At 67.9% G+C, this 13,622-nt stretch carries 16 protein-coding genes; 7 read left to right on the top strand and 9 right to left on the bottom strand.

The window, feature by feature from the left end:
- Nucleotide 1 precedes the first annotated feature (1 nt).
- Together kdsA and IE266_RS10080 are read left to right on the top strand one after the other, a co-directional pair.
- A complete protein-coding gene (kdsA, locus tag IE266_RS10085) occupies nt 2-835 on the top strand; it encodes a 3-deoxy-8-phosphooctulonate synthase (protein WP_189679959.1) in 834 nt (277 codons plus the stop codon).
- Between the two features lie 24 nt (nt 836-859).
- Entirely contained in the window at nt 860-2,353 is a 1,494-nt protein-coding gene (locus IE266_RS10080) for a phosphomannomutase/phosphoglucomutase (RefSeq protein ID WP_189679958.1), read from the top strand.
- A gap of 225 nt (nt 2,354-2,578) precedes the next feature.
- Here the strand turns inward: IE266_RS10080 and IE266_RS10075 are convergent, their stop codons facing one another.
- The gene (locus tag IE266_RS10075) at nt 2,579-4,498 is read right to left on the bottom strand and encodes an AsmA family protein (protein ID WP_189679957.1); all 1,920 of its coding nucleotides are present in this window, start codon (nt 4,496-4,498) and stop codon (nt 2,579-2,581) included.
- Nucleotides 4,499-4,628: 130 nt separating this feature from the next.
- Between IE266_RS10075 and rimO the strand changes: the two genes are divergently transcribed.
- Nucleotides 4,629-6,017, top strand: coding sequence for a 30S ribosomal protein S12 methylthiotransferase RimO (rimO, locus tag IE266_RS10070; protein WP_189679956.1), 1,389 nt, complete (start codon nt 4,629-4,631; stop codon nt 6,015-6,017).
- 6 nt (nt 6,018-6,023) lie between these two features.
- On the opposite strand, the gene IE266_RS10065 is transcribed toward rimO, so the two are convergent.
- Nucleotides 6,024-6,587, bottom strand: coding sequence for a PA14 domain-containing protein (locus IE266_RS10065; RefSeq protein WP_189679955.1), 564 nt, complete (start codon nt 6,585-6,587; stop codon nt 6,024-6,026).
- A 134-nt stretch (nt 6,588-6,721) separates the two neighbouring features.
- Here IE266_RS10065 and IE266_RS10060 point away from each other — a divergent pair, with 134 nt between their 5' ends.
- The gene (locus IE266_RS10060; RefSeq protein WP_189679954.1) at nt 6,722-6,964 is read left to right on the top strand and encodes a CDGSH iron-sulfur domain-containing protein; all 243 of its coding nucleotides are present in this window, start codon (nt 6,722-6,724) and stop codon (nt 6,962-6,964) included.
- Nucleotides 6,965-6,968: 4 nt separating this feature from the next.
- Here the strand turns inward: IE266_RS10060 and IE266_RS10055 are convergent, their stop codons facing one another.
- Both IE266_RS10055 and IE266_RS10050 read right to left on the bottom strand, forming a co-directional pair.
- On the bottom strand, nt 6,969-7,223 hold the full coding sequence (locus IE266_RS10055; RefSeq protein ID WP_189679953.1) for a DUF6455 family protein: 255 nt from the start codon (nt 7,221-7,223) through the stop codon (nt 6,969-6,971).
- Between the two features lie 74 nt (nt 7,224-7,297).
- Nucleotides 7,298-8,017 (bottom strand): M48 family metalloprotease, encoded by a 720-nt coding sequence (locus tag IE266_RS10050; RefSeq protein ID WP_189679952.1) that lies wholly within the window; start codon nt 8,015-8,017, stop codon nt 7,298-7,300.
- 84 nt (nt 8,018-8,101) lie between these two features.
- On the opposite strand from IE266_RS10050, the gene IE266_RS10045 reads away from it, so the two are divergent.
- On the top strand, nt 8,102-8,344 hold the full coding sequence (locus tag IE266_RS10045) for a DUF8831 family protein (RefSeq protein ID WP_189679951.1): 243 nt from the start codon (nt 8,102-8,104) through the stop codon (nt 8,342-8,344).
- Here the strand turns inward: IE266_RS10045 and IE266_RS10040 are convergent.
- On the bottom strand, nt 8,314-8,601 hold the full coding sequence (locus IE266_RS10040; protein WP_229864018.1) for a DUF167 domain-containing protein: 288 nt from the start codon (nt 8,599-8,601) through the stop codon (nt 8,314-8,316). The genes IE266_RS10045 and IE266_RS10040 overlap by 31 nt on opposite strands.
- Nucleotides 8,602-8,718: 117 nt before the next feature.
- Between IE266_RS10040 and IE266_RS10035 the strand changes: the two genes are divergently transcribed.
- Both IE266_RS10035 and IE266_RS10030 read left to right on the top strand, forming a co-directional pair.
- On the top strand, nt 8,719-9,297 hold the full coding sequence (locus IE266_RS10035) for a nitroreductase family protein (RefSeq protein ID WP_189679949.1): 579 nt from the start codon (nt 8,719-8,721) through the stop codon (nt 9,295-9,297).
- Nucleotides 9,294-9,992, top strand: a complete 699-nt coding sequence (locus IE266_RS10030) for an EI24 domain-containing protein (RefSeq protein WP_189679948.1) — start codon at nt 9,294-9,296, stop codon at nt 9,990-9,992. Before IE266_RS10035 ends, IE266_RS10030 begins: the two co-directional genes overlap by 4 nt.
- Here IE266_RS10030 and IE266_RS10025 read toward each other — a convergent pair whose 3' ends face one another.
- The 4 genes from IE266_RS10025 to aliA form a co-directional block, all read right to left on the bottom strand.
- On the bottom strand, nt 9,993-10,637 hold the full coding sequence (locus IE266_RS10025; protein ID WP_189679947.1) for a pyrimidine 5'-nucleotidase: 645 nt from the start codon (nt 10,635-10,637) through the stop codon (nt 9,993-9,995).
- A 106-nt stretch (nt 10,638-10,743) separates the two neighbouring features.
- On the bottom strand, nt 10,744-11,163 hold the full coding sequence (locus IE266_RS10020) for an acyl-CoA thioesterase (protein ID WP_189679946.1): 420 nt from the start codon (nt 11,161-11,163) through the stop codon (nt 10,744-10,746).
- Nucleotides 11,164-11,204: 41 nt separating this feature from the next.
- Complete coding sequence (locus IE266_RS10015; protein WP_189679945.1) at nt 11,205-11,957, bottom strand: SDR family NAD(P)-dependent oxidoreductase; 753 nt, start codon at nt 11,955-11,957, stop codon at nt 11,205-11,207.
- Entirely contained in the window at nt 11,954-13,603 is a 1,650-nt protein-coding gene (gene aliA / locus IE266_RS10010) for a cyclohexanecarboxylate-CoA ligase (protein ID WP_189679944.1), read from the bottom strand. Before aliA ends, IE266_RS10015 begins: the two co-directional genes overlap by 4 nt.
- Between the last annotated feature and the right edge of the window lie 19 nt (nt 13,604-13,622).

The raw sequence follows: 13,622 nt of genomic DNA, 5'->3' as shown, positions 1-13,622 counted from the left end.
CATGAAACAAGTTGACGTAGCCGGTCTGACGATCGGCAATGACCGCCCCCTGACCCTTATCGCCGGCCCTTGCCAGCTTGAAAGCGCCGACCACGCGCAGATGATCGCCGGCCGGATGCAGGAGATCTGCGCCGCCCATGGCGCGCAGTTCGTCTTCAAGGCGAGCTATGACAAGGCCAACCGCACCTCACTTGCCGGCAAGCGCGGCATCGGCATGGAAGCCGGGCTGCAGGTGCTGGCGGATCTGCGCAAGGCGCTTGGCGTGCCGGTGCTGACCGACGTGCACACCGAGGCGCAATGCGCCGAGGCGGCCGAGGCGGTGGACATCATCCAGATCCCGGCCTTCCTGTGCCGCCAGACCGACATGCTGCTGGCAGCCGGCCGCACCGGCGCGGTGGTGAACATCAAGAAGGGCCAGTTCCTTGCGCCCTGGGACATGGCCAACGTGGCCGAGAAGGTCGCCAGCACCGGCAACGAGCGCATCCTGCTGACCGAGCGGGGCGTCTCCTTCGGCTATAACACGCTGGTGGCCGACATGCGCTCGCTCCCCGAGATGGCCAAGACCGGCTACCCGGTGGTGATGGATGCGACCCATTCGGTCCAGCAGCCCGGCGGCAAGGGCGGATCGAGCGGCGGGCAGCGCGAATTCGCCCCGGTGATGGCGCGTGCGGCGGTGGCGATCGGCGTCGCCGGCGTGTTCATGGAGACCCACGAGGACCCGGACAACGCCCCCTCGGACGGCCCCAACATGATCTACCTCGACCAGATGCCCCGCCTGATCGAGACCCTGATGACCCTGGACCGGATCGCCAAGGCAGATCCGATCCGCCTGTGACCCTTTGACGAGAGATTATTGACGATGAAGCCTTTGGCGACGGTGACCCCGAACACCTGGGAATTCCTGCGCGACCCGATGATCGCGCCGACCGGGTTCCGCGAATATGACGCGCGCTGGAAATATCCCGACGCGATCAACCTGCCAGGCATGACGGCGCTGGGCCTGGGCCTGGGCACCCAGATGATGCGGCGCGGGCTCAAGCCGGTGATCGCGGTCGGCAACGATTACCGCGACTATTCGCTGGCGATCAAGAACGCGCTGATCCTCGGGCTGATGCGCGCCGGGATCACGGTGAAGGACATCGGCCCCTGCATCACGCCGATGGCCTATTTCTCGTCCTTCCACCTTGGCGGCTGCGCCGTGGCGATGGTGACCGCCAGCCACAACCCGAACGGCTGGACAGGGGTGAAGATGGGCTTTGACATGCCCCTCACCCATGGCCCCGAGGAAATGGCCGAACTGCGCGACATCGTACTGAACGGCGAGGGCGAGGAACGCCCCGGCGGCGCCTATGAATCCGTCGATGGCGTGTTCGAGGCCTACATGGACGATCTCGTCGGCGACTTCCGCATGACGCGCAAGCTGAAGGTGGTCTGCGCCACCGGCAACGGCACCGCCTCGGCCTTTGCGCCCGAGCTGTTCCGCCGGATCGGCGTCGAGGTGGTCGAGAGCCACAACACGCTCGACTACACCTTCCCGCATTACAACCCCAACCCCGAGGCGATGGAGATGCTGCACGACATGGCGCATTCCGTGAAGGCCTCGGGCGCCGACTTCGCGCTGGGCTTCGACGGCGACGGCGACCGCTGCGGCGTGGTGGATGACGAGGGCGAAGAGATCTTTGCCGACAAGGTCGGGGTGATCATGGCCCGCGATCTGGCCAAGCTGCACCCCGGCGCGACCTTCGTGGCCGACGTCAAGTCGACCGGACTGTTTGCCGCCGATCCGGAGCTGCGTGCGCATGGCGTGAAGGCCGACTACTGGAAGACCGGGCACAGCCACATGAAGCGCCGCGTGCACGAGCTGGGCGCGCTGGCCGGCTTCGAGAAGTCCGGCCACTACTTCCTGGCCGAGCCGATCGGGCGCGGCTATGATGACGGGATGCGCGTCGCGGTCGAGATCTGCAAGCTGATGGACCGAAACCCGGACATGAAGATGAGCGACCTGCGCAAGGCCCTGCCCAAGACCTGGTCGACCCCCACCATGTCGCCCTATGCCGCCGATACCGAGAAATACGACATCCTCGACCGGCTGGTCGCCCGCCTTGTCGCCAAGGCCGAGGCCTCCGAGACCTTTGCCGGCCGCGCGATCAAGGAAGTCGTGACGGTGAACGGCGCCCGGGTCATCCTCGACAACGGCTCGTGGGGGCTGGTGCGCGCCTCGTCGAACACGCCGAACCTGGTGGTGGTCTGCGAAAGCAGCGAGAGCGACGCCGAGATGCGCGCCATCTTCGCCGATATCGACGCGGTGATCCGCACCGAACCGGCGGTCGGCGACTACGACCAGACCATCTGACCCTGAGCGGCGCCTTCGGGTGCGGCACCTCCCCTCTCCCCTCGGGGGAGAGGGTCAGGGTGAGGGGACGCACCCCCGCCCCTCGCCGAGACTTCCCCATGGCAGAAGCAATCCCCTCTCCCCGAGGGGGAGAGGGTTAGGGTGAGGAGGGCCCCGCCCCCCCCCGCCAAGACATTCCCATGCCAAAGGCGCCCCCCTTCCCCGGGCCGGAGGAGAGCACCCCCCTCAGTTCTTGTTGAACAGCTTCAGCAGCCCCTTCTTCGCCTCTTCCTCCAGCTTGTCCTTCAGCGCGTCCTTGGCGTCCTGGCTTGACTCAACCGGCACGCCGAGCCGTTCCGACAGCTTCGCCTTTGCCTTCTCCTTCAACTCGTCGGTGCGGGTGTCGGCCTTTGCCTTCAGCACACCCTCCAGGTCGGGCTTGATCTGCGGACCGGACCAGGGCCCACGGATCAGGATGGGCACCGCCAGCCCCTCGCCGCCCCGCGCCCTGAGTGCGATCGGGGTGAACAGGTAATCGATATCCCGCGCGCCCAGGCCGATGCGGCCCTTGCCCTCGGCGCGGTAGTTCGGGAGGCTCAGCACCAGGTCGTCGTTCTGCAGGTTACCGCCCGCCATGGTGAAGGTGGCAGCCAGGCTGTCGAAGACCGTGGTGCCGCCGCTGCCCTTGCCCAGCGTCATCAGCGCGTTGAGGTCAACGCCCGCGATCACCCCCTGCCCCATCGCCAGCCCGCCGCTGCCCGAGAGCGAGCGCATGATCTCCGCCTCGCTCGTCCCCCCGCCGAGGAACTCCACCACGGCATTGGCCTTGCCCGAGAAGCGTTCGATATCGGCCAGGTCCTTCAGCGCGCGGGACATCTCGATACCATCGGCATTCAGCTTGCCGCCCACCGACAGGCCCCTGCGGTTGTTGGCCACGAACTGCCCCGTCAGGGTGCCGGAGAAGGCGTCGAGCCGGGCGATATCGGCCACCGCGCGTGCGTTGTCGATGGTCAGGCGCAGCTCGGCCCGACCGAACTCGGTCATCAAGGTGCGGATCGTATCGGCGGTCAGGTCGATGGTGCCGTCGAGCAGGCCCAGCGCGCTGGCGTCGATCGGTGCGGTCGACCAGCCCTCGCTGGCCGCCGCCGCGCCACCGCCGCTTGCCGCCGTCCCGCCCAGTCCGGTCAGGTCCAGCGTTCCGGCCGAGAGCTGGGCCACGATCTTTGGCTTGCCCGAGAGATCGATGTCCGCCGCGCCGGTCAGCCGGTTCTGGTCGAGCGTCAGGGAAAGCTTGCGCAACGACAGGCGGCCATCGGCGGTATAGGTCGCCTCGGTCGCAACATGCGCCATTTGCCCGGCACCGGACGGGATGTCGACCCGCCCGAGGCCGGCCGCGGCCAGCATCCGCGCCGTGTCGGTGGTCTTCAGGCTGACATCGCCGGCCAGCGCGCCGGCTGTATTGGCGCGGCCTTCAAAGCTCGCCGTGCCGCCGGGCGCCTCGAGCTGGGCCGAGATCGGCGTGACCTCGCCGGCGAGGAAGGCGCGGAAGGCACCGATCGAAAGGTTCGCCCGGACCGGCTCCCCGGCGGGGCTCATCGATACCGAGATGTCCGCCGCCCGCGTCGGATCGGGCCAGTCGAGCGTCAGGTCGATCCCCGCCAGCGTGAGCGGCGCCGCGCCGGCATCGCTCCAGTCGAGCCGCGCGCCGGTGAGCACCAGCCGCTCCAATGTTACTGGCCGCGTGGTTCCCCCGGTGCCGGTCTCGCGCGGCGTGGGAACCGGCTGCACCATCTCCCAGTTGCCGCGCCCGTCGCGCCAGCGGGCCAGCCGCAGATGCGCGCCCTCGGCGACGATCTCGGTGATGCGAATCGATCCGGCCAGCAGGTCGGCCGCGGCGACCCCCACCGACATGCTCTGCGCGGCGAAGATCGGCTCGGGGCCGGCCCAGTCGGCATTGGCCACCGTCACAGGCCCGGTACGCACGCCCAGCACCGGCCAGATCGAGAAGCGGACATCGCCTGAAATCGTGACCACACGCCCGGTCTGGGCGCGGATCTGCTCTGCGGCAAGGCTGGCGATCTTCTCGCCAGGCAACAGGAAAATCCCGCCGACCAGCAGCACAGCGCAAAGCGCGAGCGCGCCGATGATCCTGAAAACCCAACGCATTCGCCCGCCTCGTCTTGATCGTGGCGGAATGATACCGCGTCTGATTTTCGGTGCAACGCCTGTATTGTACGCGGCGGCGCGCCCGCGCATTCCCTTTGCGCGGCGGCGCGCGGCGGTGTAGAGCGCGCGCATGAGCACCAACCCGCCAAACCTGCGCCCCGACCTGGCCCCCAAGGCCCGACTCGGCGATGTGCCCCGCCCCGGCCAGCCGACCATCGGCATGGTCTCGCTTGGTTGCCCCAAGGCGCTGGTCGACAGCGAACGCATCCTGACCCGGCTGCGCGCTGAGGGCTATGGGATCTCGCCCGATTACGCCGGCGCCGACGCGGTGATCGTCAACACCTGCGGGTTCCTCGATTCAGCCAAGGCCGAGAGCCTCGAGGCCATCGGCGAGGCACTGAAGGAGAACGGCCGGGTGATCGTGACCGGCTGCCTCGGCGCCGAGCCCGAGTATATCACCGGCGTGCACCCCAAGGTGCTGGCGGTGACCGGCCCGCATCAATACGAACAGGTGCTCGACGCGGTGCATGGCGCGGTGCCGCCCGACCCCGACCCGTTCATCGACCTGCTGCCCGCCTCGGGCATCCGGCTGACACCCCGGCACTTCAGCTATCTGAAGATATCCGAGGGCTGCAACCACAAGTGCAAGTTCTGCATCATCCCCGACATGCGCGGCCGCCTGGCGTCGCGGCCCGCCAAGGCGGTGCTGCGCGAGGCGGAAAAGCTTGTGGAAAGCGGTGTGCGCGAGTTGCTGATCATCTCGCAGGATACGAGTGCTTACGGGCTGGACCTCAAGCATGGCGCGAGCCTGTGGAAAGACCGCGAGGTGCGCGCCCATATCGCCGACCTCACGCGCGAACTCGGGCAGCTGGGCGCCTGGGTGCGGCTGCACTATGTTTACCCCTATCCGCATGTGCGCGACCTGATCCCGCTGATGGCGGACCCGTCGAATGGGGTGCTGCCCTATCTCGACATTCCCTTCCAGCACGCCCACCCCGACGTGCTGAAACGCATGGCCCGCCCCGCCGCTGCGGCGAAGACGCTCGACGAGATCGCCGCCTGGCGCGCCGCCTGCCCCGACATTACCCTGCGCTCGACCTTCATCGTCGGCTATCCCGGTGAGACCGAGGCCGAGTTCCAGACGCTGCTCGACTGGCTGCAGGAGGCGCGGCTCGACCGGGTTGGCTGTTTCAAATACGAGAACGTCAAGGGCGCGCGGTCGAACGACCTGCCCGATCACGTGCCGGAAGAGGTCAAGCAGGACCGCTGGGAGCGGTTCATGGAGGTCTCGCAGGCGATTTCCGAGGCCAAGCTTGCCGCCAAGGTGGGCCAGCGGTTGCAGGTCATTGTCGACGAGGTCGATGACGAGGCCGCCACCTGCCGCACCTGGGCCGACGCGCCCGAGATCGACGGCAACCTCTTCATCGACGAGGGGTTCGAGGGCCTCAACCCCGGCGACATCGCCACCGTCGAGGTGGACGAGGCGGGCGAATACGATCTCTGGGGCCGGCTGGTCTGAGGGCGCTCAGCGCCCGAAGGCGCTATTCGGCATCCAATTCCGCTTGCCTCCGGTCGGGCCCATCTTCATGTGGAGGCAGGCGGTGCCGAGCCGCTGGAAATAGAGGATATTAAGCGGATACCACCCGGCCGAAGGCACCTCGACCTGCACCACGGTTGTTCCATCACAGGACTGCCGCCCGTCGAACAGCCCCACCTGCTGACCGCCGACGCGCGCGTCGATGCCATCGTTGGTCAGGAACTCGATATCGTAGATCCCGGCCGCATCGAACCGCACGAAACCGCGGATGCGTGCCGCGACATGCATCGCCCGCTTGGAGGTGAGCGTCTTCGCGCCCTCGGAGGTGTCGGCGTAGTCCAGCCCGCTCAGCGGTGTTCCACCCTCGGGCGCAGCCTTGAGCGCATTGGCCGCCTCGGAAAGCGATTTCACTTCCTCGGGGTAGGCATAGGTGACCGACAGCCCCGGCTTGGGCGAAGGCTGCGGATCTGCCGGCTTCAGCTTCAACGGCGCGGCGAGCGCGGGTGCGGCGATCATGGCGATGATGCAGACAGCGGCGGCTAGGCGGGACATCGCGACATCCTCGGTTGTTGGCTGCCGACCAGCTAGAAGCGCGCTCACGAATCTGTCAAGTCCACCGACCCCGCGCTTCCATTTCGCATCCGCCCCGATAGGCTGGGTCCAGCCAGTCCAAAGCGAGCGAAGCCATGTCCGACACGCCCCTTATTGCCCAGAACGCCCCCTACCCGGTCGAGGTCAGCGCCGGAAAGACCTATTTCTGGTGTGCCTGCGGCCGGTCCGCGAAGCAGCCCTTCTGCGACGGGTCGCACAAGGTGACCGACATCACGCCGATCAAATATACGGCAGAGGCCGACAGGAAGGTGTTCTTCTGCGGCTGCAAGCAGTCCTCGAAGAAACCGCTCTGCGACGGCACTCACAAGACGCTCTGAGGCCTCAGTCCGCCGCGAGGCGGTGCATCAGGTCGCGATTGCGGCAATAGCCCGGCGCCTGCTCCAGCTGCGGCTTGGTGGCGAGCACGCCCTGGCAGTGGTCGGGGTTGGTGCAGCCGGTGCAGCGCAGCACCGCGTCGGAAATCTCGTCGAGGTCGAGCTTGCCGCGCAGCGCCGCCTCTTCGAGGTCGACGCCCAATGCGCCGGCCATCTCATCGACCAACGCGGCGTGGCGTCGGAAATTCGGCATATCGGTCATGGCGCGCTCCATCGCAGGATCTTTCCTCTATCCTGCCCGAATCCGCGCGCCTGGCCTTGATGCAGATCAAGACCTCAGGACAGCCCCAGTGCGGCGATGGTGCGCTGAACCGTCTGGACCCGCGCGGCATTGGGCGGATGGGTGCCGAGGAAGCGGTCGCCGGGGTCCGGGATCCGGGCGAAGAACTGTACGCCGATCCGCGGGTCGAAGCCGGCGCGGTAGGCGATGAGCGTGCCCAGTTCGTCTGCCTCCAGTTCGTATTCCTTGGAGTATTGGCGCGCGCCCACCGCCGCGCCGAGGCGCTGCGCGGTCTCGACGTCCGTCGCCGAGCCTCCGGTCAGCGTCGCCAGCCCGCCCAGGACGACCGCCGCCGCCGTGGCGCTGCGCGACTGCCGGCGCAGGTGGTCGAGGATGTGATGCGCCGCCTCGTGGCCCATGACGAAGGCCAGTTCGTCGGCGTTCTCGGCCTGCGCGATCAGCGCCAGCGTAAAGGTGATGACCGGCCGGCCGCGTTCATCGACACTCTGGAAGGCGTTGGCCGGTGCGGTCGGATCGCCATCGACAACGATCCGGAAGTCGCAGCTGCGCCCGAACTGCCGCCGCTGGCACTCCGCCTCGGCCACCGGCTCGACGCTGGCGACCACTTGCGAGAAGGCCGCCGCCGCGGTCTGGGGCGGCATTCCGCCGGACAGGCTTACCGGCATCGGCCCGACGGTCACGACGTCGGAGCAGGCCGAGGTGAACAGCGCGGCGCAGAGCGCCAGGAGGGCAAAGGGGCGTCGGATCGGTGTCATGACAGACTGTCTAGCACAGCTTTCCATCACCGCCAGTGTCGCTTGCCACTTGCCAAGCGGCTTGTGGGCGCACACTTTGGTGACATGTTCTCCATCGAGCACGACTTCGACGCCACCGTGATCACCCTCATCGACGAGGGCGCTGCGCCCTTGCAGGAAGATGTGGTGATTCAAAGCTTTGCCGAATGCATCACGGTCGAGCAGTTCGACCCCCGCACCAACCAGGTGATGAAGATCACGCTCTCGCCCGAGCAGGCGCGTGACCTTGGTGCGGCGCTGAACCTGCCCGAGGGCATCTACCGGCTCAAGCCGGCGCCGCCCAAGTAGGCAAAGACCTTGTCGCGCGCCGTCTGCCCGCGCAGCAGGCGCAGGTGCGAGGGCGCGATTCCCATTGCCGCCGCAAGCAGCTCCTGCACCGCCGCGTTGGCCTTGCCGTCCTCGGGGGGCACGGTGACATAGGCCCGCAGCGTTCCCGCCTCGGCCACCAGCCGGGCCCGCGCGGCGCGCGGCGTCACCCGCACGGCAATCTCGCCGCCGGCAACGGCAAGGTCGGAGAGGTCGGGAAGGTCGCGCAGCTTGGCCATGGCGCCACTCTGCCCGCTCGGCGCGCCGGACGCCATGGCGATTGCGCCGGCCGCGCGCCTTGACACCGCCGCCCGACGTGCCGACATGGAGCCCGGACAAGACAAGGACCCTCCCGGATGCTGCAGCCCAATCCCGCCGCGCTCGATTTCCTGCTGACCCGCCGCTCGCGCCCGGCCAAGACGCTGATTGCGCCGGTGCCGAGCCATGACGAACTGATGGTGCTGCTGACCGCCGCCGGGCGGGTGCCCGACCACGGCAAGCTGGAGCCCTGGCGGTTCATCGTGATCGAGGGCGCGGCGATGGCGCGCATCGCCGATATCGCCGCCGCGCGCGGGGCCGAGCTGGGCAAGTCTGACGAGGACATCGCCAAGGGGCGCGGGCAGTACGACCAGGGCCACCTGGCCGTGGTGGTGGTGGAAAAGCCGGTCGCCTCGGAGAAGATCCCGCCGCTGGAACAGACCTATTCCGCCGGGGCCGTCTGCCTCTCGCTGGTCAATGCGGCGCTGGCCTCGGGCTGGGGCGCCTGCTGGCTGACCGGCTGGCCGTCGCATGACGCCGCCTTCCGCGAACGCGCCTTTGGCCTGGCCGCCGACGAGCGCATTGCCGGCATCGTGCACATCGGCACCGAGGGGTCGGCCCCGCCGGAACGGCCCCGCCCCGATATCGCGGCGCTGACGACCTGGGTGTCCGAGTGATCCTTCGGTCGTTCCTGCTGGCCGTCGGCCAGATCGGCGACCCGCGTTTCCGCAAGGTGCTGGGCCTTGGCGTGGTGCTGACCTTCGCGCTGCTGGTCGCGGCCTATGCGCTGCTGCTCTGGGGCGTGCAGGCCCTGACCGGCGACGCGGTGACCATCCCGATCATCGGCGAGGTGCGCTGGCTGGACGACCTGCTCGGCTTTGCCTCGTTCATCTTCATGATGGTGCTGAGTTTCTTCCTGATGGTGCCGGTCGCCTCGGCGATCACCTCGATGTTCCTCGACGAGGTCGCGCAGGCGGTGGAAGACCGGCATTACCCGCAACTGCCGCCCGCGCCGAAAGTGCCTTTCGGCGACGCGCTGCGCGACACCATCAACTATCTGGGCGTGCTGATCGCGGCGAACGTGGCCGCGCTGATCGTCGCGGCCTTTGTCTTCCCGCTCTGGCCGCTGATCTTCTATGCGCTGAACGGCTTCCTGCTGGGGCGCGAGTATTTCACCCTCGCCGCGATGCGTCGGCTTGGCCGCGAGCGCGCCAAGGAGCTGCGCCGCCGCCATCGCGGCACCATCTGGCTGGCCGGTGTCCTGATGGCGCTGCCGCTGTCGATCCCGCTGGTGAACCTGCTGATCCCGATCCTGGGCGCGGCGACCTTCACCCACATCTTCCACGCGCTGAACGACCGCCGCAGCGCCTGATCAGATCAACTGCGACAGGAAGGCGGCCAGGTCGTCGGTGTGGTGGTGGACGTGGTCGGCCTGCTGCGGCTCGGGCGTGACCAGCACGGTGCGCATGCCCATGGCATGCGGCGCGGCGAGGTTGCGGATATCGTCCTCGAACATCGCCGCCCGCGTCGGATCGGTGCCGTCGGTGGCGAAGACCGCCTCGAAGGCGGCCTGCTCGGGCTTGGGCAGGAAGCCCGCATGCTCGACGCCATAGACCGCGTCGAACAGCCCGCCAAGGCCGCGATGGGAGAGCACCTGCTCGGCATAGGGCGCAGAGCCGTTGGTATAGACGATCCGCCGCCCCGGCAGCGCCCCGATCCGCGCCGCCAGCTCCGGGTCGGGCTCCAGCACGGTGAAGTCGATGTCATGCACATGGGTCAGATAGGGCGTCGGGTCGACCGCATGCTCGCGCATCAGCCCGGCAAGCGTGGTGCCATAGGTCGCCCAGTAATGCCGCCGCAGCCGGTCGGCCTCGGGGCGGTCGACGCCGAGCGAGTCCATCACGTAGCGCGTCATCCGCACCTCGATCTGGTCGAAGAGGCGGGCTTTCGGAGGATAGAGGGTGTTGTCGAGATCGAACACCCAGGTGCGCACATGGCTGAAGACGTCCTTGACCATGGCATTCCCCTCGCGGCTGCGGTCCTGCAGGCTTGTCGCCCAGAACGGGGGGCCACTGCAATCGGCAATCGCCCCCTGCCCGCCTCTGTGCGGCACGCGGTTGGGATCAGTCCAGCGCGCGGCGCAGCCAGTCGTCGGGTTCGACCTTGGCCATCCGGCTTTTCACCACGATCACGCTGGCGAGCGAGGCGACGAAGCAGAGGCGCTCTTCCTGCCGGGCCGAGACCTCGAAGACCACGCTGGTGGTGCCGACATGGGTGACGCGCACCACCAGCGCCAGCGGGGCGCGGGCGGTGATCGGGCTTTTGAAGTCGATGTTGACGTTGACGAAGGGCGTGCCCCGGTCGAGGTCGAGGTTCATCTCGTACCAGCCCTTGCCGTCGAGCAGCGCCTTCCAGAAATCGTCGATCGCCTCGAGGCAGAGGTCCAGCGCGCGGGGCGTGTAGATGATCCCCGCCGGGTCGCAATATCCGAAGGGAATCGTGCGCGTCAGCTCGAGGACCCGCAGAGGGGCGGTGGTCGTCATGTCGGGCTTGTCCTTCTGCGTTCGTTCCACGGCGCGGCCGCTCACAGGTGCGGCCGGATCCCGCCCGAGACCGACAGCATCTCGCCGGTGAGGAAGCGGGCCTCGTCGGTCAGGAAATAGGCGATGGCGTCGGCCACCTCGGAGGGTTCGGCCATGCGGGGGTTCATCGCCATCCCGGTCAGCCGGGCCAGCTGGTCTGGCGGCATGTTCTCGGTCACCGAGGTGCGGGTCAGGCCGGGGGCGACGCAGTTCACGGTGACATGCGGCGCGAATTCGATCGCCATGGAGCGGGTCAGCGAGGCCACCGCCGCCTTGGCCGCGGCGTAGTCGGCCTGCCCCGCCTCGCCGCCGAAGACGATGGAGGCCAGGTTGACGATGCGCCCCCAGCCCCGGTCCAGCATGCCGGGCACGAAAGCGCGGGCGAGATGCAGCGTGCCCATGACGTTGAGGTCCATGGTGGCGCGCCACTGTTCCGGCGCAATTTCAAGAAGCGGCGTGTAGAGCTGCTTCGAGCGCAGGCCGCCGACGAGGTTCACCAGCAGATCGACCCGCCCCAGCCGGTCGTGAACGGCGGCGGCAAACGCCGCCGCCTCCTGCTCGACCGTCACGTCGGCGCGCAGCGCCACTTCTGACAGATCGGGGGGGAGCGCCGCCGACGCCGCCTCGAGGCGGCGGGAGGAAATGTCGGTCAGCGCCACCCCCGCGATTCCGCCGGCCACCAGCCGGTCGACAACGGCGCGGCCCATAGGGCCGCCCGCGCCGGTGACCACCGCGATGCGGCCGGCAAAGCTCATGCCAGCCCCATCTCGTCGCGCAGCATCTTGCGCAGCGCGAACTTCTGGATCTTGCCCGAGGCGGTCGCGGGCAGCGCCTCGCGCAGCTCCAGCCGTTCGGGCCAGTAGGTCTTGGAGAAGTTGTTTGCGGCCAGCACGGCCTGCATCTCTTCGAAGGTCAGGCTGTGCCCCGGTTTCGGCACGACAAAGGCGCAGGCCCGTTCGCCAAGCCGGTCGTCCGGATAGCCGACGATGGCGACCGAGGCGACGGCGGGGTGCTTGAACAGCGCGCTTTCGACCTCGACCACGGGGATGTTCTCGGCGCCGCGGATGATGATGTCCTTGGACCGGCCGCAGATGCGGATATAGCCCCGCTCGTCCGCCCGCGCGATGTCGCCGGTGTCGAACCAGCCATCGGCGTCGACGTTGTTCCACTGCGGACGCTTGAGATAGCCGCCGAAGTTCGAACAGCCGCGCACGAACAGTTCGCCTTCCTCGTGCGGTTCGGCGATCCGACCGTCGGCGGTGCGTATTTGTGTTTCCATCCCCGCCAGCGGGTAGCCGTCAGAGTGGATCGACCGTTCGTCAGGATCGTCGAGGTTGGTCAGCGTCACCGCGCCATTCTCGGTCATGCCCCAGGCCGAGACGATCTTGGTGCCCATGACCGCACGCGCGCGCTCCACCGCCGGGCCGGGAATGGCGGTGCCGGCGCAAAGGAAGGTGCGCAGCGACGAGCTGTCGGTGCCGCCCTCCTCGACCGCATTCGCCAGGTCGAGCAGGAAGGGGGTCGAGGCCATGGTGAAAGTACAGCCGTCCTCGGCCACGACGCGCGCGGCCAGCGCCTTGTCCCAGCTGTCCAGCAGCACCGCCCGCGCCTGCAGCTGCACCGGCATCAGCAGGCCGTACATGAAGCCGGTCTGATGCGCCATCGGCGAGGCCATCAGCACCACGTCATCGGCCCCGAGCTTCAGCCGCTCTGCATAGGGGACGAGGTTGGCATACATGGTGTTGGCGGTATGCATCACGCCCTTGGGCTCGCCCGTGGTGCCCGAGGTGTAGATCAGTTGGCAGACCGCGTTGGCATCGGGGCGGTTCTCGGTCGTGATGCGGGCCATCTCCGGCTCGGCGTCCAGCGCCGGATCGAAGAGCGCCGCGTCAAGATCGCGCGCGCCCTCGCCGCCCTCAACAAGGACATGCTTCAGATCAGGCAGTTCGGAGCGCATTCCCTCGGCCATCGCTTCGTGATCGAAACCGCGGAACAGCTTGGGGATGACGAAGACCTTCGCCTCGCCATGGCGCAGCATGAAGGTCAACTCACGGGCGCGGAATATGGGCATCACCGGGTTGAACACAGCACCCAGCCGCGCGCAACCCAGGTAGGTCGCAACAAAGCGCCAGCCGTTAGGCAGCTGGCAGGACACGACGTCGTTGCGCCCCACCCCGAGCCGCGACAGGCCGACCGCCGCGCGGTTGGCCAGCACGTCGAGTTCGGCCCAGGTGAGGTCACGGCGCTCGCCCGTAGAGACGACAATCGAGGTCAGCGCCGGCTTGTCCGGGCAGGCTGCGAGGCAGGCGTCGAAATAGTCGTTGACGGTCTTGCCGTGCCAGAAGCCCTTCTCGGTCATCTCCCTGATCCGCGGTTCGATCAGGACAGCATCGAATTCCATTGTTTTTCCTCCTCCGTTT

This window comes from Seohaeicola zhoushanensis (assembly GCF_014656415.1).
Lineage (GTDB): Bacteria > Pseudomonadota > Alphaproteobacteria > Rhodobacterales > Rhodobacteraceae > Seohaeicola_A > Seohaeicola_A zhoushanensis.
Note: the sequence above shows the minus strand (reverse complement) of the source record. Positions and strands in the feature narration are given on the sequence as shown.